This window comes from Buttiauxella massiliensis, assembly GCF_902500225.1.
Lineage (GTDB): Bacteria > Pseudomonadota > Gammaproteobacteria > Enterobacterales > Enterobacteriaceae > Buttiauxella > Buttiauxella massiliensis.
Window position 1 is genome coordinate 1 of sequence record NZ_LR722658.1, and the last position, 21578, is coordinate 21578.

Annotated in this window: 15 protein-coding genes; all 15 read right to left on the minus strand. The window is 49.3% G+C overall.

Going from position 1 to position 21578, the window contains the following annotated elements; all coding sequences use genetic code 11:
• Window positions 1-90: 90 nt before the first annotated feature.
• Complete coding sequence (locus tag GC128_RS15990) at window positions 91-438, minus strand: hypothetical protein (RefSeq protein WP_151995153.1); 348 nt, start codon at window positions 436-438, stop codon at window positions 91-93.
• A 292-nt stretch (window positions 439-730) separates the two neighbouring features.
• Window positions 731-1174, minus strand: coding sequence for a hypothetical protein (locus tag GC128_RS15995; RefSeq protein WP_151995154.1), 444 nt, complete (start codon window positions 1172-1174; stop codon window positions 731-733).
• Window positions 1175-1267: 93 nt separating this feature from the next.
• Window positions 1268-1864, minus strand: a complete 597-nt coding sequence (locus GC128_RS16000) for a hypothetical protein (protein WP_151995155.1) — start codon at window positions 1862-1864, stop codon at window positions 1268-1270.
• Window positions 1851-4691, minus strand: a complete 2841-nt coding sequence (locus GC128_RS23130) for a hypothetical protein (RefSeq protein ID WP_226812147.1) — start codon at window positions 4689-4691, stop codon at window positions 1851-1853. Before GC128_RS23130 ends, GC128_RS16000 begins: the two co-directional genes overlap by 14 nt.
• Window positions 4692-5162, minus strand: a complete 471-nt coding sequence (locus GC128_RS16015; RefSeq protein WP_193216271.1) for a DUF3828 domain-containing protein — start codon at window positions 5160-5162, stop codon at window positions 4692-4694.
• Window positions 5163-5241: 79 nt separating this feature from the next.
• On the minus strand, window positions 5242-5715 hold the full coding sequence (locus GC128_RS16020) for a DUF3828 domain-containing protein (RefSeq protein ID WP_226812149.1): 474 nt from the start codon (window positions 5713-5715) through the stop codon (window positions 5242-5244).
• Window positions 5716-5790: 75 nt separating this feature from the next.
• On the minus strand, window positions 5791-8148 hold the full coding sequence (locus GC128_RS16025) for a type VI secretion system Vgr family protein (protein WP_151995158.1): 2358 nt from the start codon (window positions 8146-8148) through the stop codon (window positions 5791-5793).
• A 598-nt stretch (window positions 8149-8746) separates the two neighbouring features.
• The gene (locus GC128_RS16030) at window positions 8747-9679 is read right to left on the minus strand and encodes a hypothetical protein (RefSeq protein ID WP_151995159.1); all 933 of its coding nucleotides are present in this window, start codon (window positions 9677-9679) and stop codon (window positions 8747-8749) included.
• 2 nt (window positions 9680-9681) lie between these two features.
• The gene (locus tag GC128_RS16035) at window positions 9682-12036 is read right to left on the minus strand and encodes a hypothetical protein (protein WP_151995160.1); all 2355 of its coding nucleotides are present in this window, start codon (window positions 12034-12036) and stop codon (window positions 9682-9684) included.
• 9 nt (window positions 12037-12045) lie between these two features.
• Window positions 12046-14403: a type VI secretion system Vgr family protein gene (locus tag GC128_RS16040; protein ID WP_151995161.1), complete on the minus strand. Its 2358-nt coding sequence runs from the start codon at window positions 14401-14403 to the stop codon at window positions 12046-12048.
• Window positions 14400-17066, minus strand: coding sequence for a type VI secretion system ATPase TssH (gene tssH, locus GC128_RS16045; protein WP_151995162.1), 2667 nt, complete (start codon window positions 17064-17066; stop codon window positions 14400-14402). The genes GC128_RS16040 and tssH overlap by 4 nt, the downstream gene beginning before the upstream one ends.
• A 301-nt stretch (window positions 17067-17367) precedes the next feature.
• Window positions 17368-17859 carry an Hcp family type VI secretion system effector gene (locus tag GC128_RS16050; protein WP_151995163.1) on the minus strand — a complete coding sequence of 164 codons (492 nt, stop codon included), beginning with the start codon at window positions 17857-17859 and terminating at the stop codon, window positions 17368-17370.
• A 3-nt stretch (window positions 17860-17862) separates the two neighbouring features.
• Window positions 17863-19542 (minus strand): OmpA family protein, encoded by a 1680-nt coding sequence (locus GC128_RS16055; protein ID WP_151995164.1) that lies wholly within the window; start codon window positions 19540-19542, stop codon window positions 17863-17865.
• On the minus strand, window positions 19542-20231 hold the full coding sequence (tssL, locus tag GC128_RS16060) for a type VI secretion system protein TssL, short form (RefSeq protein WP_115631984.1): 690 nt from the start codon (window positions 20229-20231) through the stop codon (window positions 19542-19544). Before tssL ends, GC128_RS16055 begins: the two co-directional genes overlap by 1 nt.
• Window positions 20228-21577, minus strand: a complete 1350-nt coding sequence (gene tssK / locus GC128_RS16065; RefSeq protein WP_151995165.1) for a type VI secretion system baseplate subunit TssK — start codon at window positions 21575-21577, stop codon at window positions 20228-20230. The genes tssL and tssK overlap by 4 nt, the downstream gene beginning before the upstream one ends.
• Between the last annotated feature and the right edge of the window lies 1 nt (window position 21578).

The window sequence follows — 21578 nt, forward strand, 5'->3', positions numbered from 1 at the left end:
ATTTCAGTACGGCGATGATTTGGTGCTCGGTGAACCGGATTTTACGCATGGCGATCTCCTCGGGGACATAATCAGTATGTCGGAAGATCTCTAAAAGTGAATGGGCCATTTTGGTGGGATACTTACAATGCCATCCTCAATTGAAAGCTCAGCAATAGGTTTATTCTTGGAAATTTTCTCCCAATTAATTTTATCGTTCGTTGATTCAATGACATCACGATAAAATACTTGTAATTTACTGTTAGAATCTTTAACTAAACCTGCGGAAATATATAGATTATTATCATTGATGTTTATTTTCGCCTCATTTGAAGCGCTTATTTCAATGGAGCCGCCAAACCCACCGCATTTCACAGCCCAGTAACCAACACTTTCTCCAGTATTCGCCAAAGCCAAGGCAGGGAAAAAACATACCAACATTGTGATGATTTTTGTCATTTTAGAAATCATTTAAAAACCCATTTTTTATTAATGATTTATTGGTAGGCCAAAACTGTTAGTCAGACCATACTCTGGCTAAAGTGACAGAAACACAAACAAAACTTAAGCTTCTGTTGGTACCTGACCCAATGTCAGAATCCCCGTCTGGGTCATCACCTTCATGTTCTTTTGAAGGTACCTGTAGCAACATCTTTATTGAGATGAACAAAAACACAGGCCCCTCAATTGTAATTATTATAATGAACGTTAGGATGCGGAATGGTAAAGCGCAGGATAAAACTTAATGAAGCTATTTCAACCTTGTTAGTTTATTATCTTTAAATATCCATTTTTCAGTGTTTTTGGTATCCACGTCATCGCGAATTTGTATCTCAACCTGATTGCTATGATTATTAACAATCACTTTCCCTGCGCAAAAATCTATCGGATTGTGAGCCTCAATTTTGTTATCAGCATCTATAGATATTATTCTAATTGCACCAGCCTGACATGAATTCCCCATTGGGGCATCCTGAAATACCCACACCCCAGTCCAAGTGTCTGGAAGAAGCGAGTAAGATGTTAGATAGGAAGGAGATTCATACTCACAATCATGTTTCGAAACAACTTTACTATCAAAGGAGATTTCACATTGACTTCCATTTTTTATTGAATGAACTACTGGTAGGTCAAAACTGTTAGCCAAGGCATACTCTGAAAAAAGTGACAGCAATACAAAGAAAAACTTACGCATGTTAACCTCGATGTTATTTAACATTCCATCATTAGGTCACCAGCTAAACCCACAAGTGCTCCCTAATATTTTAAAATACAAAAGATCATCGGGTTAAGGTAGATAAGGGTCAGCATTAGAATCACCACCTACATCAACCTCACAGCGAGATGAAACTAACTTAATAAATTCGTTATCTTTGAAGTTATAAGCCGTGTTAGCGCATTTTGCTTCTCCTTGTTTGCCTTTTGCAGGAGTATTTTGACCAGAAATCCATATCATACTGCTATTCGAATGATGCTCTACGTCAAATGAATCAGGAGAAGGGGTTCCATTATCAATAGTAGAATAATATTTAGTATTCCCATTGAATTCAGGTAACTCGGAAATAACCTTTCCGGTTAATTTATCTACTATCCACCCGCACACCCAACCATCATTGCCACAATCTTGTGGCAACTCACCATTTCTACTCATGATTATTCGATAATGGCCCGAAAAATTCACAGGTTTAAGTAGTTCTGTTTGGATATATTGTTTCCATTTGTCAGTGTGATTTTCTTGCTCGTCACTGACATCAATTTCACTTACAAAATGTCCTGTGCTAACAGTAACTGGATAATTGGAAAATTGTGGGTTATTGTTAACGCCTGCATAGGCAGTGAATATCATCACTGAAAACAAACAAATTAATAGATTAATTCCTTTCATTCTTTGACTCCTCAAGAACCTTAACCATTTCACTTGGACTAATGTGCGCTTTATTTACACCATCACCAGAATAATATGAAACCCCTTCGCTTTGCGCCCAGCGCCTTATGCCAATTTTTTTATTATTTTTGTCTCTTTTATAATCCCCGTTCTCGTCCTTTTCAAACTCAGTTTTAGACCTACTTATTTCTTTACCTTTTCGAACACCAGCTGAAGCAAATTCTTTAGCCCAATCATATATGGCATCTTCAACGCTGCCATCCCCTTCAAGGAATTCAATTATTGCTGGGCGTTTTATCTTAATAAGGTACTCTTCAAATATTTTGTCTTGAATTGTCTCATCTAACAAAGCATTACCATCAAGATTTAATTTGAGAATTGCGGCTTTTAAAGTATCCGGTATAATTTGGAATCTACCAGTAGCAAACATTCCATTCGATGAATTATCACTCTGAGATTGCCTGACTTGATTAATAGTCATTTTAGCCAAGTTAGTTTTATAATGTGCTGCGTAGGTAACATGTACATTATACGCACTATAGTCATTTTTAGACTCCACCTCACCAAGAAAATATCCAAACTTGCTATGTGCCCATCCTTGTTTTTTCACTTGAAGCATCGCTCCCAAAAAAATCACCGGGTGCATATGCCACAGCGATGGCCCCAGTTTCTCTGTCGTCACATCCTGCATCCAGGCCATCTTGTCGAGAAACGTTTCGCTGTATTTCTTCCATTCAGGTGCTTCTTTCTTAAGGGCGTTCAGGAACGGTTGCCAGATGGCATCGTCCTTTTTGAAATACCAGTCACTCGGGTGTTTGACTATTGTTTTCAGGGTGACATCACGATAGTCGGAATTGTGAAACGCACTTGCGTATTCCAGGCTTGAATAATCTGGTGCTCCGCTGTCAATTTTATCCAGAAGTCGCTGATAATTATGCTTCACCAGTGCGTGACTGGCGCGGGTATCGTCCTTCGCTGCGCTGTACAGGGAATCTATAACACTGCGGAAAAAACCAGTCGGCTGGGTTTTGCCATCCAGGTAATCAAAACTCGACGGCTCTGCGGTTTCCGTTCTGAATCCCAGTTTTGCCAGATCGTACTGAGACAACAGCTGAGGTTCTGCCTGTCCTTTTGACGCATAGGCATTCTCTGGTCGCAGCTGCCAGTATTCCTGTTTCGTCGTTTTGTCAGCTTCTGTTGTCACCTGACTTAACGTCAAAATACCCGTCCGTTCAGTCATTTTCCCCTTAATGAAGGTTCCGGCCGCGACATCCTTTGTAAACAAGGCAAGCCCGGGAGAATACTTCAGATAGAGAGGATTTTTCTCGCCAACCTTTTCAGGATTCGTCAGGAAGGTCTCCAGATTATCATCCATGCTCATGCACTCGATATGAACCTGATAACGGGGCTCATAACCGCCATCTTTCGCCGCCTGATAGTAACCCATATGCCCTACAGGATCACCGGCACTGATAGCATAGGGCGCTGGACACACTACCTGATCAAACTTCATGGTCTCTTTAGCTGGCGGTAACAACTGCTGCCACCACGAAGGCTGGGCGACACCGTCAGTACCTGGCGAAATGTTATTTTTATCCACCAACATCCAGTACTGCTGGCCTGGTTTCAGTATTGTTTTTTTGCCTCTCTGTTGGGCATCCTCAGTGAGGCCAACATAGGTGACAAGGCCATATTCCCGCTTGTTGAAGGCAACGGTATGGAGGCTGCTGTCCGATTTGTCCCATTCAACAATGGCACCTTTGGGCATGGTTCCTTTTTTATAGCTTTCGCTGGTGCCTTTGTTATTTGTGCTGGCCGTCATCACCCATTCTGGATCGTAAGCCGAAAGTGTATCTTTTACGGTCCATTTGGTTTCTGCGGGATTGACTGTGTAGGCCGAGTAGGGAGCCAGGTGCATGTACAGCGTGTAGAAATGCAAACCACTGGTTTCTTTCTCACCAGGCTGAATATAGTGCTTCACCAGTACGAATGAGCCGGAAATACTCAGCGGACCGGTTTCCCATTTTATCTGCATGTAATCTTTGCAGACACGGTAGGCGACTACTTCCCCGTCAGCCATACACCGCACGGCTTGCTCACCTTTAAAGGGTACGGGGAAATCTATTATCTCGGAAGTCGCCTTACCGCTTAGGCCGCACCATGGCGTGGTGGCGCTGGTGATATGGATTCCGCCGTGCCACATACCATTGCGACCAATCATATATAAACCGGTAGATTCTCCTCCTATATGAGAAAGGATCTCTTCCTGGTTAGCAAATTCACTTCCCCGATTGTTGGACGGGATCGGCCAGACTATTTTAATCTTCCCTTTTTTCGAGACAGATGAGCTCTGCTCCGAACTGTTATTATCGGAATAACGATAAAGTTTATATGGAATACTTTGGTCACGATAAATCTGAGCAGGATAAAATCCTTTTTCCTGTACAAAATCAGATACCCAATGAGTACCATTAAACATCGCCATATGACCATGCACATGATTTGGCGCGTCTTGTATGACGACTACATCACCGGTCTGTTGACCTGAAATGGAAAAAACATTTCCGCTATGTAATGTTGTAACGCCCTCAACAGCCTTCAGATTATTTTCAACAAGCCAGGGACCATAGTTTTTAGCTGATTCAATTCCTGAGTTTTTTACAGAAGCCCCACCAGCAATCAATGCCTTCTTAACATACTGAGCACATTTGGACTCGCCATATTTAAGCTTTTTATCAATACCTTTATTAAAATGATCAGCATTAATTTTCGCTCTGGCTAATGCTCGAGCGTTTAGAACTCCTACTGCGATTTCCTTATCAATCATTTACTCTTCTCCCTCAGCTTGCCGTGGGCAATAAATACTATTTCTGGGGGTGGGTTTAACGGAGTCCATTAACCATTTGCCCTTATCTTTTACTACGTTGATGGTATAAATGGACACTCCCTTACCATAACCTAATTTTAGATTTACTTGTGCATCATGGTCGCGCTCAGAAATAGACTTTGTATATATGTTACTTTTCCATTCTTCACAAAAATCCTGAGCATCCACAAAATAATCAGCACCTGAATCATTATTATCTCGCAGGGCCCTGAGGTGTTCGGTAGTATATTTAAATATCGCCTTCATAGTAAGATCATCAGCAGACTCCATGTCAGGCATTTCAGCCGCCACTAAATAATCATGATAAAATTCGCTAACAACTTCCTCTGGCGATAAATTTTTCTCATTTGAGGCTAAGGCCATATATGGCAAACAAAATAAACAGCAAAGGAGAGTTATTTTTTTCAACATAAGCACCTCGTCAATGGCATGTGGGTTGAACATTGCAACAAAAAAAACAGCGCACTACCCCATATAGATCCAACCTTTCCTACTCCGTTACGCTGCTGATTTTCCAGTCATCGCCATCTTTCTTCAGCGTGACCTGGAGCGAGTTCGAGGTCTCCTTACCCTCCCCCAAAACGACATCAATCACAGATTGCTGGGCATTTTGTCGAACAGTGCTGGTTTTAATACTGGATTTCCATGAAGGGTAGACATCTTGTGATTTAGTAAAGTAATTCACGTCTGATTCCACCCAGACGCCGTACCAGTCGCAAAGATAATTCCCTTTATATGCCTTGCATTCATGTTTCTTTGCGCACAATTTCTCTAAATCGGCGGCTGAAACAGAATCGTAAGAATCATAATTACACATGGTTGAATCGTTAATGCTTTTCATGAGTTCATCAGAAGCATATTTACTGACTATGGAGCTGTCATTTGCAGAGTCATCACTCAGGTATGCTTTATAAAAATTAATGACTGTATTTTCAGTAACAGTATTTCCAGTTGCAAAAGCCAACTGTGAAAACATTAAGACGAAAATAAATATGATGGAGTTTCGAATATTAGATACTAAGGAGCACATGTCGTCATCTCAGTCGTTAAAGGATTTACTGGTCACCAGATTGGCCTGGGTAATATCAGTCACATTAAATTTGGGGGCCTCAGCAGGAATGTTGGCCCCCGCACCCGGGACCAGATAGTTCGCGGTCTTCATAATGAAATCCCCGGTTGAACCATGCTCTATCCCGTTCGCACTCAGCTTCACATAGGTGCCACCGCCATTCAGCGTCAGTGTTTTCGGGGTGGTGATAATGATTTCGTCATCGCTACTGGTGACCGTGAGCTGCTTTTGCGAGAACAACGCCATGGTGTTTTTTTGGGCCTGGATTTCAATATCCCCCTGATTGGCGACAAGCTTTGCCCCTTCTTTATGCACAAACAGCCCCAGTGCCTTTTCAACCGTCACTGACAGGTTTTTCATGGCACCGATATCGAGGTGCTGGCCTGCGTTAATCATGGTGTTCTTCGTGCTGCTCATCTGGAGATGTTCACCCGAGGTAAAAGCCACGCCCTGGGGGGCTGTTGCCAGTATCACGGCAGACTGAAGCTCTTTTAGCTTATCTGTCACCAGGCTAATCTGGGTGCTGATATCTGATACCAGCGCCCCGGCCGCATCAGCGGCACTGTTCAGGGACTGCATCTGGCTGTTGGCCTGGTTTATCTGGTTAACCGCAGGTGCCATTTCCAGCACCGACCCCTGGGCTTTTGACTGCCCGTCTGCCGTCAGGTAAATGCCTTTGGCGGCACGGACCGCGCCGAATTCGTCCGTTCTCAGCTCAAAACCGGTGCCACGTTGTTCACGCTGGCCGTTGACCAGATGGCCCATATTGAGCTGGGTTTTGCCGTATTCGGTCCCGAGCTTGATATGCTCCTCGCCCCGCTTATCCTCCATCCGCAGCTTGTTGTTCGCCGGAGTACGCCAGATGTTGCGTGTGTGGTTGTCGCTGGTGACGTGGTCAGGGTGTTCAGAATCATGCTGAGCGTAAGCGATATACGGCCTGTCCGGGTCGCCACTGTCAAACACCACCGACACTTCGGTGCCATCGAGCAGCGGCGCATGCCAGCCATAGGTATCACCGGCATACGGTTTTGCCATCCGCAGCCACAGGTAGGCATAGCCCTGTTCGCTGCTGTTGCGGTCGAAGTCCAGTTTCACCCGGTAGCGCCCCTTCTCATCCAGCCAGGCATACGTGTCACCTTTCTGAGTGCTTTCAACTCTTGCAGACAGTGAGCCGGAAATCACCGGCCGCTTAAGCAGTACTGGTCGATAGCAGACGGTTTCGCTGTACGGGATACCCTCAAACGTCAGCTGGAAGCTGTCTTTGCGGGAGCCGCTGGCGCGAACCGTGGTAATAACAATGCCCTCTTTCACCACATCCGGCAGGCTGGTATCGGTTTCCAGTACCTGCCCCGGGGCCAGATGAGGGCTGGAAGAGCTTCCACTGACGGTGTACTGCGCATTCAGGATACGTTCATGCCGCAGACGGGCAAAGTAAGCGCCGGTCTCGGTACTTTCGTTATCACCCTCGGTCAGGAACGGTTCCGCATAGTGGTAGGTTTCACCTGTCGTGATGCCTTCTTTGCCACTGATGCTTTCCGTGCTGTCTTTAGGTGTCAGTGCATCACGGTAGTTGTAATCCCGTGTCGCCACCCCGCCACTGACAACATGATAAGCCGTATGGATATCCCAGATGCTTTCCTGCCCACTGTCGCTCATCCCGGACTGGTGACGTAGCGGCAGGGTCACGCCAAACTGATACTGCTCCTGGGTGTCCTGGAAAATCACCACATCCTGTTCAAGACGGGCATCCATTTCAAAGCGCCAGAAAATGCCTACCTCAGCCAGCAGCCGCTGAATAAATTCCAGGTCAGTCTCCCGCCACTGGGTAATCAGCTCCCGGGCCGCGTACTCACGGGACAGGCGGAATTCAAAGTCCGCACCCTCAAGCCCGTGCTTACGCAATACCTGCTCAACGACTTCGGTAACAGACTGGTTAAGGAAAATTTCGCAGCCCCTGGTGTGCGCCAACAGAGCGATACGCGGGACAAGGGCCAGCGCGTAAACGGTATCGTCTTTAGAGGTTGAGACACGTTCAAACGACTCCACCACACCAAAAACTGTGCGCACCGGGACCGCAGGAGCCCCGGTAAACATCGGGGTCTGAAGGGTGAAGGATGCTGGTTTTAGCAGTACCGCATCACTGCCGATATCCGGTGTTGCGCAGGTCACGGAGATATCATAACGCCAGGGCTGGCTCAGTGACTCGACCGAACTGAAGTTCAGCACATCAAGAAATTCACTACAGCCATGCACGTCCATCCGGTAACGGGACTGGCCCAGCAGCTGTTTCACCAGGCTGGTGGCCTTATTTATCAGGGATTCATTCATTGCGGTAATCCTTTAACCTGCTTATCAAATACCAGCACTATCCCCTCATGTCATTTTTTCTACAGAAGGTAAAATATATCGTGCAAAACTAAAGGTGGGGATAAAATAATCCACCTTATAACTTTAGCATGCGATTATATAATTTTATTAAGATAGTTGTTTTTACTGATAAGGTATTATCTTATTCACCATCACTCCAAAAAAATCACTTCTTATTTCTCGCGGTTGTTTTCTACGTTCTTGAAATTTATATCCTCATCGAAACATTCGGCGTGAATAGTTGGTGAAGTTATACCCGAAACGATTACAAAGCTAATTAAATGCTTCATTATAATGCTCCTTACCTGGCATTAAAAGTACCACTGGAACACCAAGAATTTCCTTCAAATATAGATTGAAAGTATTTTCCATGAAATTTTTCTTTTCAGCCAGATAAGTCACCAATGAAATGAATTTTGTGTTCTTGTGGAATTGGAACCTCTAAAAGTCAAGTCAACTAAAACATCCTGCGAACTTTGATCATATGATTCCAAATTCGCAGTTATTTTTACATCATTTATTTCATCACCATTTAAAAGAACAAGTTCAATATCGAAGACTAAATATTCAAATCTGAACACAGTATATTACTAACAGTAGATTTGTTTTTGTTGTTGATGTATCTTGCTTTGCACCATTTACCATCAGCACTAACAGACAATAAATTAACTTTATCACCTTTAATGAGATATGAACCTTTCATATTATACATTGAGTCATAAAAATACGCTTTAGACTGATTGATACTTATTGCTGGGTATCTTGAACACATGTTTTTATCTGACAGAGATGGAATTGCTTTATTTAGTTCTATTTTTCCGTCTGAAATTTTTTCAGACATGATTTCCTCCTGCCCTGTAATCTGCGCATTGTATACCACCCATGGACTATCAACAAAAACCTCACATTCACCTTTACTGGTTAAAGATAAAATAGAGTAATTATCGTCCATCAATGCTTGTTTGTTATTGTACAGCTTGTATAACAATCTCTCTTTACTATTAAAAACAACAATAGGAAGGTAATTAACCTTACCAGTTAATATTAAACTGGTATCCGTAGAGTCCATATTGACTTCAATTTCGTTTACTTTTTTATCTATGTAATCGGAATATTTTTCCGGGGGTGAAAACTCTAACCCACAAACCCCCTCCTTTACTAACACTCCATTTTTCTTGCTTTTAACATTAGAATATAAACAATCAATAATAAATTTATCATTTGTGTATTTTAAGGTCGCATAAACAGTAGAATCATGCAGTGATCGCCCATCTGCTATAATGGCAGGAGTACCAGAAAAAAAGTCAAATGAGTAAGATGGATTTTCTGTATAATTCTCCTCAAATTTTAATATAATTTTATTGTTTCCCTTTTGTGCATAGATCTCATCGTTTGATTTATCGTATCCATACATCACGGCATCATTGGCCTGACTAATCGTTGAATGACTGACTATTACAACCATTAACAACATAAGAAAATTTTTGTTCATATTTAGAATTCCTTAGAAAGGGAAGATGTGCTTTCTAAAATGGATTGAAATTTCTTAGCGTAGGAAGCAATTAATATTTTTTGATCACTACTATTAATAATCTTCCTGGCTCCCTCATAATCCACTCCACCACTGCCAATATATGATGAAAGATTTTTACCTGTAAAAATACCCTCTTCCATCCCCCAAACCATAATCGGCACAGCACTCTTGAAATCAGCAGCAAGATCTGGTTGATCTACATAGTTCGTTCCAAATTTATCCTTTGCTTTCTGATAATTATTCTTCCACGTAAGATGGACACATCCTCGCCCCCGATATTTATATCCGTCACCCTGTTGAGTGTTACCGTTCGCTATGGCTCTATTTTTCAATGCCTGTGTGGAAGCAAGGACAGGATCGTATTTATTAAAATAAGTCATCCCCCCTACCTCTGGTTGTTCACTAAAATACTCAGCAGTTGGGTAGTTATATGTCTCATGTCTTGCCGTGGCTAGCATATACGAAACCCTATATAAGTTGGGTTTATATTCCAAATGGTTAGGGTAAAATTCATTTATGCTTTCAACAATCTCTCGCAAGTTATTTTTTGAGACTAGAGACAATGCTGGCGTACCAGGGGCAAAGGAAGTATGTTCCTGCTCATATAGGGCAATAAAGGCATCAACATTAATTAACTCAGATGCCTCCCCCAGAGCCCCCAAAAACGCCACCGGATGAAAATGCCACACAGCCTCATCCTTATTAAACGCTGGCACCTGGCTCATCCATTCGAGGTCTGCCTGCCATTTCTCGCAGTATTTGACTTCCAGCGTATCCAGATCTTTATAAAACCCTTCCCAGCGCCCTGTAGAGCGTCCGCCAGACCATTCGCTGTGGTGCTTAATAACCAGACGGTTCACCACATCCCTCACCACTGGATCACGCACGCCCAGTGCCTGTCTGATTTCTTCTGCCGTCACTTTACCGTCACGATTACTGTCCATCTCCGTAATCAGGTCACGGTAAAATTTTGGCACCAGGTTGTACTGATAATTTCCCTGCTCCGCCGCTCGGCTTATCGAGCCAAACGCTTCCGGCACCCAGCCCTCAAAAGGGCTGTCCATCATATCGCCACTACTGCTCTCCTCCAGTGTCTGAAAACCTTGCTTCAGCAAATCGTACTGCCCGACTTCTTCGACCGCATCCTCCGGTAACCAGCCACTGCCCGATACTTTATACCACCACTTTTTAGACGCATCCTGCGCGGGTGTTGCAGCATCACGACTCAGAAAGCACTGCGCCCCAAGCGTGGCCGATATCGGCACAAACTCCTCCGGGTCAGTCTGCTGCCGGATATATAATGGTTTACCTTTCAGCGCTCTGATTGACCTTTTATCCCCTTTCACACCCGCAGGGTTTGACAAAAATACCGGCATCTTCGGGTCTGTACTCAGTACCTCAAGGTGCACAAACCAATCCTTATCAACCAGCCCCCCTCTTGTGCCCGGTGACTCTGTACATCCCATAAAACCCACTGCTGCTCCGGCACTGACCTTCCACTCATCTGTGTCATCCGGCAGTACCACAACGTCAAACTCGCCTCTTTCCCCGGCTCTGCTCATCCACGCGGGCATCAGGCTTTTCATCTCGCCATCCTGCTCTGTCAGTTCCGGGTCCAGCGTCACCCAGTACTGCTTATCGCCTGGCTGCTTTCCGTTCAACAACCGGACCAGGCCAAAAGTGACCAGTGATGTTTGCCCGTTTTTAGTGACATAAAAACGTCCGGTGCGGGATGTCACAAAACGGTCACCCGCATTCAGGCTTTTGCTGCTTTTTCCTGGCGCTGCGTATCTGGCGTATTCACCATGCTCTTCCTCGCCCTCCGACAAACCGTTCTGTCCTTTGGTGTATTTACGCAGCAGTATTCCACTGTGCCCCGTTCTGACTTTATAACAAGGAGAGACCGGATAATCCGCTACCGGAGCCAGATGCATATACAGGCTGTAAAACTCCAGCCAGGTTTCCTGCTTTTCCGCCTCAGGCTTACACAGCGATTTCACCAGCACAAAACTGCTGCTGTAACGCAACTGAAGCCCACAATAGGGAGCCGTCATAGAGTCCCGGTTCAGGCGGTACGCAACAATCGCGCCGTCAGCCATAAATTGCAGAGGAACCGGATCGCCTGAGTTCACTGCTTCCGGGTTCAGCGCTGAAAAAGGGTTAGAAATATCACTGATATGGATCCCACCATGCCATAATCCATTCGCACCCAGTAGCCATGAGCCATGCGCCTCACCATCGATTAGGCGCATGACCTCATCCTGTGACCGGAAGTCCTGCCCAGTGGTATCTCTGAAGGGGTAACAGATTTTCATAATGGCTCCTTATCGTGAAATCTTTCCACGCCGCGAAGGTGGGGTAAGTTCCAGCGTGGTGTTCCTAAATACCTGAGACACCCCTTTCAGTGAGTCTGCATTTCCCGTCACCATATAGTTCGCAGCCTTTATAATGAAGTCACCCTCCGAACCATGCTCTATTCCATTCTGGTTCAGCTTCAGGTATGAACCACCACCATTAAGCATCAGGGTTTCTGGGGTGCTTATAAGGATTTCATCCTCACTGTTGGTTATCGTTATCTGTTGTTTAGCCAATAACGCCATGGTGTTTTTTTGGGCCTGAATGTCGATATCCCCCTGATTGGCGACAAGCTTTGCCCCTTCTTTATGCACAAACAGCCCCAGTGCCTTTTCGACCGTCACTGACAGGTTTTTCATGGCCCCCATATCGAGGTGCTGACCGGCGTTAATCATCGTGTTCTTCGTGCTGCTCATCTGGAGATGTTCACCCGAGGTAAACGCCACGCCCTGGGGAGCAGTTGCCAGTATTACGGCAGACTGAAGCGCTTTGAGCTTGTCTGTTACCAGGCTTATCTGGGTGCTGATATCGGACACCAGCGCTCCGGCCGCATCAGCGGCACTGTTCAGCGCCTGCATCTGGCTGTTGGCCTGGTTTATCTGGTTAACCGCAGGCGTCATTTCCAGCACCGGCCCCTGGGCTTTTGACTGCCCGTCTGCCGTCAGGTAAATGCCTTTAGCGGCACGGACCGCGCCGAATTCATCCGTTCGTAGCTCAAAGCCGGTACCGCGTTGTTCACGCTGGCCGTTGACCAGATGGCCCATATTGAGCTGGGTTTTGCCGTATTCGGTCCCGAGCTTGATATGCTCCTCGCCCCGCTTATCCTCCATCCGCAGCTTGTTGTTCGCCGGAGTACGCCAGATGTTGCGTGTGTGGTTGTCGCTGGTGACGTGGTCAGGGTGTTCAGAATCATGCTGAGCGTAAGCGATATACGGCCTGTCCGGGTCGCCACTGTCAAACACCACCGACACTTCGGTGCCATCGAGCAGCGGCGCATGCCAGCCATAGGTATCACCGGCATACGGTTTTGCCATCCGCAGCCACAGGTAGGCATAGCCCTGTTCGCTGCTGTTGCGGTCGAAGTCCAGTTTCACCCGGTAGCGCCCCTTCTCATCCAGCCAGGCATACGTGTCACCTTTCTGAGTGCTTTCAACTCTTGCAGACAGTGAGCCGGAAATCACCGGCCGCTTAAGCAGTACTGGTCGATAGCAGACGGTTTCGCTGTACGGGATACCCTCAAACGTCAGCTGGAAGCTGTCTTTGCGGGAGCCGCTGGCGCGAACCGTGGTAATAACAATGCCCTCTTTCACCACATCCGGCAGGCTGGTATCGGTTTCCAGTACCTGCCCCGGGGCCAGATGAGGGCTGGAAGAGCTTCCACTGACGGTGTACTGCGCATTCAGGATACGTTCATGCCGCAGACGGGCAAAGTAAGCGCCGGTCTCGGTACTTTCGTTATCACCCTCGGTCAGGAACGGTTCCGCATAGTGGTAGGTTTCACCTGTCGTGATGCCTTCTTTGCCACTGATGCTTTCCGTGCTGTCTTTAGGTGTCAGTGCATCACGGTAGTTGTAATCCCGTGTCGCCACCCCGCCACTGACAACATGATAAGCCGTATGGATATCCCAGATGCTTTCCTGCCCACTGTCGCTCATCCCGGACTGGTGACGTAGCGGCAGGGTCACGCCAAACTGATACTGCTCCTGGGTGTCCTGGAAAATCACCACATCCTGTTCAAGACGGGCATCCATTTCAAAGCGCCAGAAAATGCCTACCTCAGCCAGCAGCCGCTGAATAAATTCCAGGTCAGTCTCCCGCCACTGGGTAATCAGCTCCCGGGCCGCGTACTCACGGGACAGGCGGAATTCAAAGTCCGCACCCTCAAGCCCGTGCTTACGCAATACCTGCTCAACGACTTCGGTAACAGACTGGTTAAGGAAAATTTCGCAGCCCCTGGTGTGCGCCAACAGAGCGATACGCGGGACAAGGGCCAGCGCGTAAACGGTATCGTCTTTAGAGGTTGAGACACGTTCAAACGACTCCACCACACCAAAAACTGTGCGCACCGGGACCGCAGAAGCCCCGGTAAACATCGGGGTCTGAAGGGTGAAGGATGCTGGTTTTAGCAGTACCGTATCACTGCCGATATCCGGTGTTGCGCAGGTCACGGATATATCATAACGCCAGGGCTGGCTCAGTGACTCGAACGAACTGAAGTTCAGCACATCAAGAAATTCACCACAGCCATGCACGTCCATCCGGTAACGGGACTGACCCAGTAGCTGTTTCACCAGACTGGCCGCATCGTTTATCAAAGAACTGCTCATGACGGAATTCCTTCGGTCTGCCCGTTAAACTCCAGCACGATGCCTTCTTCTTCGTCCCAGTTGAGCGACAGGGAAGACGGCTTGCGTTTTGCGGCCATATGGCTCAGTAACTGCTGGCTCAGCACCGGCAGGATTTGTTGATTCAGGAGGCTGTCAACGTTACGGGCCCCCGTATCCGGCAACAGGCAGGCAGACGTCAGCATATCGCTGAGGCTGTCATCAATATGCGTGGTAATGCCGTAGTGCCGTTGCAGGCGGCGGCTGACCTGATTGAGTTTCATGCCAACGATGGTTCGCATCGCATCCTGAGCCAGTGGACGGAAAATCACCGTCTGGAAACGGGCCAGCAGTGCAGGCTGGAAATGGTCACGCAGGACAGGCCGCAACAGCTCGTGCAGATCGCTTTCCGTTGCGTCCGGTTGTTCGTCAACCAGCTGCATCAACGGGTCGCTGCCGAGATTGGAGGTCATCAGGATCACGGTATTGCGAAAATCAATTTCCCGCCCTTCCCCGTCCCGCATAAAGCCACGGTCAAACACCTGGTAAAACAGGTTCATCACATCCCGGTGGGCCTTTTCGACCTCATCGAGCAGGACCACGCTGTATGGGCGCTTACGCACCGCCTCGGTCAGAATGCCGCCCTGACCGTAACCCACGTAACCCGGAGGCGAGCCTTTTAACTGGCTGACAGTATGTGGTTCCTGGTATTCAGAGAGGTTAATGGTGATCAGCGATTTTTCGCCTCCATACATCACGCCAGCCAGCGCCAGCGCGGTTTCGGTTTTCCCCACACCGCTTGGCCCCACCAGTAAAAAGACACCCTGCGGCCCGTTTTCCGGCGTGAGTCCGGTTTTCGAGGCACGAAGACGCTGAGCAATGGCATTCAGTGCCGCGCCCTGGCCGACCACGCGTGTTGCCAGTTGATCTTCCAGTGTCAGCAGTTCGGTCTGCTCATCTTTCATCAGTGATGAAAGCGGGACGCCCGTCCAGTCAGCAATCACTGTCGCTACAGTGCGGACATCCACATCTAACCCCAGCAACGGGCTGTTATTTTGCACCTGAGACAGTTCAGACTGGAGTGCGGCGAGTTCTTCCTGGCGGCTGATATCACCGCGACATTCCTTCAGTTGTTCAGTGAGCCGCTTTTCGATCTCAAACTGATCCAGAAGGGACTCCTGTTGTAGATTCAGCTCAGACGTAAGCTGTTCGATCTGAGGCAGACGTGAGGAATCAAAGGCGTTGCCCAGCGCAATATCTTCCAGCAACTCCTGTTGCTCCATTGCAAGCGAGGTGAGTTCAGCCTGCAAACGGGTAAGCTGTTCCGGTAGAGTGTCGAGGCTCATCCGCACACGGGCAGCTGCTGTATCCAGCAAATCCACCGCTTTATCGGGCAACTGCCGCCCCGTCAGATAACGGCGGGACAGTGTTACGGCCGCACGAACTGCCTCGCCGGTAATATGCACACCATGGTGTTCGGCGTAGCGGGATTTGAGACCACGCAACATCAGGCAGGCGGTATCATCATCAGGCTCATCGACCTTGACCATCTGGAAGCGGCGTTCGAGTGCGGCGTCACGCTCAAAATATTGCTTGTACTCGCTCCAGGTGGTGGCGGCGATGGTGCGCAGTTCGCCACGGGCCAGCGCAGGCTTCAGCAGGTTAGCGGCATCCGCGCCCCCCGCCTGATTCCCGGCTCCGATGATCGTATGGGCCTCATCAATAAACACCAGCACCGGCACCGGAGAATGTTGCACCGCGTCGATAATGTTTTTCAGCCGTTGTTCAAATTCACCTTTTACGCCAGCACCCGCCTGTAATAAGCCCAGGTCGAGGGTTCTGACAATGACCGATTTCAGACTTTCCGGCACATTACCGTCAGCAATACGCAGCGCCAGCCCTTCAACCAGTGCGGTTTTACCGACACCCGGTTCACCGACCAGAATCGGGTTGTTCTTACGGCGGCGGGACAGAATATCCACCATCTGGCGAATTTCATTATCGCGGCCAAAAACCGGATCAATTTTGCCTTCACGCGCCAGGGCTGTGACATCCACCGTAAACCGGTTAAGCACGGCTTCTTCCTGGCTTAAATCGGCTTGCTTACCTGACGCCTGATCGTGTGCTCCCTCGACCATATCTGTTGCCCTGCCGATGAATTTCACATTACCGACAGGCTCCTGGATGAGCGCTTCCGGGCGTTCATCCGACTGCGCTTCCAGGATGGGACGCAACCGCTCCAGTTGGCTGGTGGTCAGGGTCATTAACGGCCACAGCCCTTCGCAACGAGCAAGCCCTGGCGTTTCAATCATGGCGGTCAGCAGATGCACACTGCGGATCTGTTCATCACCGGCAAGTGTTGCGGCAAGCCATGATTGCTTCAGCAACGACTGAAGGGAGGCGGACAGTTCCGGACGGCTGCGTACCGAGCGGGTTTGTGCGTCAAGGTGCGTCAGCAGGCTCTGCCAGACAGCATCCATATCCCACTCATAGCGACGGGCGAGTACGGTCAGATCCCCTTCTCCCTGCTCCAGCAGCTTTAACAGCCAGTGCTCAGGGGTGATTTCTGCATGGGCGCGTGTCTGACACAGCGAAGCCGCGCCCTCAAGCGCACGGGCACAGTACGGGTTGAGGCGGCGAAGCAAAACGGCGGACTGACTTTCCATATCTCTATCTCTCTTTTCTGATCATTCAGGACACGCTACCGCCCATCGCTGTTCCTTTTGATAAGGAGACCAAAGCGCACGAGGTCAGGCTGGCAGGCAGATTGTGGCTTTGCTGAGCACCCGCTCGCAGGCGCTTAGCAAAAACTGCGGACAGGTAGCCCCATCCGCATCGGACATTACCCTAAATAATTCGTGCTGCAGGAAGGCGGCAAGTTCGGGAATCCCCGGTAGCATAGATAACTATGCGACTGGGGTGAGCGAACGTAGCCAACGCACCTGCGGTGCGAAGAATGACGGGTAATTACGCGGTGGTACGTTCGTTCCACGAATCGGAATGAATGATGTTGCCGTCTTTGTAGGTCCAGGTGATTTTTTCGTAGCGCAGTTCAATGCGCTCCAGGTGGTTATGTTTCTCTTTCGCCGGATCTTTGATGTCGTACATTTCTGGCGCAACTTTCACCAGCTTGACGTTTTCCAGTTTGGTGTTGAAATATTCAACTTCCTGGCCTGCGTCATTGATTTTGTACCACTTGAATTCAGCCGATTTCAGGGTCTGGCCGGTGGTCACCGCCTTGTACAGATACGGGCTGGATGAGTCGATCTCTTTGGTAAACAGGAACGGAGTGTGGATACGGGTGCCCGTCAGTTTGCCGGTGTTATTGTCGGTCGGGATATACAGGTTGTGTTCCTGAGCAACCACTTCGATGCTGCCTTCACGGTCTTTAACATCAACAAAACCTTTAATGTCCGCGCCGCCGTCATCTTTCAGCCACAGATAGACTGGAATTGCCATGTTTTACTTCTCCATTTCTTGAGTTGAAACGTCACGTACATCCGGTGACGCTGGTTTTTCGCCCGGTATGCGACAGGCATCGGCCTGTGGCACCAGACTGATCTCGACACGCCGGTTATGCGCACGGCCATCAGGCGTATCGTTTGAAGCAATCGGACGGTTGTCGCCGTAGCCCTGCACCGCAAAACAACTTTCCGGTACATCACCGGTGTCCCGCATCCAGTTGCGAACGGATTCGGCTCGTTGCAGTGACAGACTCTGGTTAAGCGACACGCTGCCTGTATTGTCCGTATGTCCACTGACGACAATCAGCCAGCCTGGTTTGGCTTTGATGCCCACCAGCGCATTGACGAGGATTTTGGTCGAGCCGTCTTTAAGTAACGCTTTGCCGGAATCAAACAGCGACATGCTGTCGAGACGGACAATTGTTGGAACAGGCTTCGGTTTCGGAGCCGGGGGAGGAACATACGTATCAATCGCCTGTTGCAGTGCCAGCCACAGGCGTTGCCCCGGGTAATAGCCCAGACTGTAACGCAGCGGTTCACCCTGCCGCTGCCAGCGTTCAAGCAGGAGTGCATCCTGTTTCAGCGCTGCAAGTGACTGTGCTTTCGGGACGTAATGATTCATCGGAATGGCGGACCAGCGCTGTAAATCGGTACTCACCTGGCGGATCAGATCCCGGTTATTCGTCGCAGAAAAGCCCAGAGCGGCAAGTGAACACAGCCACATCAACAGGACAACACGGCGGGTACGCTGACCTCCCTGTATCGAGGAAGCAAACGGAGCCAGCAACGGCAGAACCGCATCGGGAAAGCGGCTGGCAGCGTCATTGACGACGACCACAGAAGGGAACTGCAAACAGGAACGCAGATACAGCCACTGTGACCAGACAGACTGGGGCTCCGGCCTGGCGGCACCAGAGCGCAGGGTCACGGCAAATGGGCGGACGGGGGGCGTCAACCGATCTGCTTTCTCCAGTTCATCCAGCAAGGTTTCCCGAATAAACACGAATGCCTGGCTGAGAACCGGCAGTACCATCAGATTATTTTCCATCTGCTGCCAGTCAACGAGTGCCTGAGGGGATGCATCAGGCGGACACACGACCGGACTGTCTCCGCGCACGATCACCCAGGGTGTGGCTGGCCCTGAGAGCTCACAACACACCACCACCGGCAGCGAAAATCCGGTCAGCGCTTTCATCTGTCTGACCTGCTGACGGAGTGTCTTCAGTGCCGAGCGTAAGACAGCCTCATCCTGATGCTGGTCCGGCAGACAGGCATACATCACGGAAAGCTGTCCAGCCTGACGGGGTTGCTGCACCAGAATGCTGCGCACAATATCCGTTAACCGGCTGACATCTCCCGCCCTATACCACCAGCCCTGAGCGGTTTTTCTGAGTTGTTGCCCCTGAAATATCTCGTCAAGACCATCACCACATACCAGTACGACTGGTCCTTGTGTATCAAGTAATGGCAATTCTACTGATGCTTCTGAACCATCAGCCTGCGGTGCGCGAAATCGGCAGTTTTTCCAGACAATCCAGCCAGCAACAATGAAAAGTATCACCGTAGCCAGGCTTTTAGAGACGTGACTAACGGGAATGAAATACCAGAGTAGCCACAGCAACACCGCAGACCCTACCAGGGTATGTAAGACAACCGGGACGATGACTGATTTACGCATTAACGTGGCAGCTCCGGAATGTGCGCAGACAACAGCGCCTGAAGCCACAGATGCCCACCCCACCAGACAACGCCAGTCAATATGACCGCCAGCACAATCCAGAACCAGACTGAGCGCATCAGACTGTAGCGATGTTTACCGGTCCGGTGAACCACCAGAGACAAGCCCGCGTCAGGCTGAGGAACACGTTCAGTCAGGGCTTTGATCACTTCATCACGCTGCGTCTGGCTCACGGCCTTCAGGCTGTATAGTCCCTGAAAACCCAGTGCAATAACCCGGTGATAGCAGATCAGAACCGCGCTAATGGGTGCTGGCTGGCGAAGGACTTCGGCAATGCGATCCCATAACGCTTCTCCAGCACGTAGCGAGCCAAAAAAACGGGCCTGAAGCGGTGCTTTACGCCAGGCTATCTGACCGGCATCAAGGGTGATTTCTTCTCCCTCTTCAGGTTTATCAGGTTTTCTCGCCATTACTGCTTCATCCAGCAGGGCACACTGGGCATAGGAGATATGGTCAATGCTGGCCTCGTCATACCCGGCACGTTCCAGGGCTTCACGAACGCTTTCCACCTGCCGGATGCACTTTTCATACAGCGCTGTGCCATCGGGAGTGACCGCACCCTTCTTCAGCATGGTGACGGTCAGCCAGGTTTCCGCCATCAGCTGGTCGATATCGATGTCCTGTCTCATGAGCGCAGCACCGCAAAGAGTTCAAGCTCCAGTTTCCCGAGCAATGCAGGCACATAGAACATGCATACACCCTGCTCCTGCATCTCACGGGCCGCAGCACTTTCCATATCAAGCGCGAAGTACTGGTTTTCCATTCTCACAGGCAATGCCGCAGGCACTCGACTAACCGGGATAAGCGGAATCCCTTTCAGAGCAGCACTGTAAATTTCATTCACGTCATCAGGTGACCCTGCCTGGCAAAGTGCCGGGAAGCGATCAGCAATCTGCCACGCGGGAATATCGGAACGGACAGACAGATACAGGTCGGCTTCTTCACGTAAACGAATATCATGCAGGCTGGCTTTCCAGGTCTGGTCATCAGGCCGGGACATTTCGAGCGCAATGACTCTTGAAGGAAGACTGGCTTCCAGCAGGCCGGTGATGAGCTCAAACAGAGGCGGGAATGCGTTGACCGGCTCTGCGTGGTCATAACCAGGAATGGCATCCAGGTCGTGCTCCAGAGAAAAAGTCAGCATGCTGCCAGCCAGTCGTGCAAGCTCAGCCCAGACCTGCTCGGGATGACGGGCCGGGAAACGTTCATACTCTGTCAGCACCCGGGCATGGGAATTCAGGGCATTCAGGAGCCAGAACAACGATACGTCAGCGACCGCAAAATCAGCCAGTCGCTCGTTGCTCTCACGACGCATGGACATCAGACGCTGGCGGCGGGAGCGAAGCTGGCGATTGAGCAATACCAGACGTTCACGAAGGGTCGGGCTTGCGGAGAACAGCGCCAGCGGTGGGATAAACGCCGGGTCCTGACGCCATCCACCCTGTCCGTCCCGGATAAGTCGGGCGACCGGACAGGTTTTCCAGGACTCATTACTTTCATGAGCAAAACGGATGGAATAATTGAAACGGGCCACGGCCATCGACTCTTCTTCAGCACCGAAGGCATCCTGAACCGTCACCCATTCTTCACGGTAGCGAAGCGGTCTGTCGGAAAGTACGCTTTCCTGCTGAACATTGGTAGCACCTGACTGCATCAACGGCAGCGCGATGACGACCGTGACCACATCAGCACCCACAAGTTGTGCGGGATCGAGTTCACGAGGTACGGGGGGTAACTCACTGCATTGAGTGTCAATAAGAGAACCATCTTCCAGCCACAACCGCAGCTGTGAAATCTGGATCAGTCCCGATGAAAGCAGATTGTCATCAAACTCGACTTTCTCTATGCCATACGGGAAGGGAGACGCCAGAGCCGCTACCCCGGCACTGCGAAACGATTCCCATTCTGCCTGCTGCTGGAACTGCTGAGGGGACAGCAATGCCCCCTCGTTCCACAGTGGACGATAAATTTTCATC

What these genes read in the sequence shown, in the direction of transcription:
- GC128_RS15990 (WP_151995153.1), bottom strand. Translation starts at nt 438, where the DNA reads ATGACAAAAATCATCACAATGTTGGTATGTTTTTTCCCTGCCTTGGCT.
- GC128_RS15995 (WP_151995154.1), bottom strand. Translation starts at nt 1,174, where the DNA reads ATGCGTAAGTTTTTCTTTGTATTGCTGTCACTTTTTTCAGAGTATGCC.
- GC128_RS16000 (WP_151995155.1), bottom strand. Translation starts at nt 1,864, where the DNA reads ATGAAAGGAATTAATCTATTAATTTGTTTGTTTTCAGTGATGATATTC.
- GC128_RS23130 (WP_226812147.1), bottom strand. Translation starts at nt 4,691, where the DNA reads ATGATTGATAAGGAAATCGCAGTAGGAGTTCTAAACGCTCGAGCATTA.
- GC128_RS16015 (WP_193216271.1), bottom strand. Translation starts at nt 5,162, where the DNA reads ATGTTGAAAAAAATAACTCTCCTTTGCTGTTTATTTTGTTTGCCATAT.
- GC128_RS16025 (WP_151995158.1), bottom strand. Translation starts at nt 8,148, where the DNA reads ATGAATGAATCCCTGATAAATAAGGCCACCAGCCTGGTGAAACAGCTG.
- GC128_RS16030 (WP_151995159.1), bottom strand. Translation starts at nt 9,679, where the DNA reads ATGAACAAAAATTTTCTTATGTTGTTAATGGTTGTAATAGTCAGTCAT.
- GC128_RS16035 (WP_151995160.1), bottom strand. Translation starts at nt 12,036, where the DNA reads ATGAAAATCTGTTACCCCTTCAGAGATACCACTGGGCAGGACTTCCGG.
- GC128_RS16040 (WP_151995161.1), bottom strand. Translation starts at nt 14,403, where the DNA reads ATGAGCAGTTCTTTGATAAACGATGCGGCCAGTCTGGTGAAACAGCTA.
- tssH (WP_151995162.1), bottom strand. Translation starts at nt 17,066, where the DNA reads ATGGAAAGTCAGTCCGCCGTTTTGCTTCGCCGCCTCAACCCGTACTGT.
- GC128_RS16050 (WP_151995163.1), bottom strand. Translation starts at nt 17,859, where the DNA reads ATGGCAATTCCAGTCTATCTGTGGCTGAAAGATGACGGCGGCGCGGAC.
- GC128_RS16055 (WP_151995164.1), bottom strand. Translation starts at nt 19,542, where the DNA reads ATGCGTAAATCAGTCATCGTCCCGGTTGTCTTACATACCCTGGTAGGG.
- tssL (WP_115631984.1), bottom strand. Translation starts at nt 20,231, where the DNA reads ATGAGACAGGACATCGATATCGACCAGCTGATGGCGGAAACCTGGCTG.
- tssK (WP_151995165.1), bottom strand. Translation starts at nt 21,577, where the DNA reads ATGAAAATTTATCGTCCACTGTGGAACGAGGGGGCATTGCTGTCCCCT.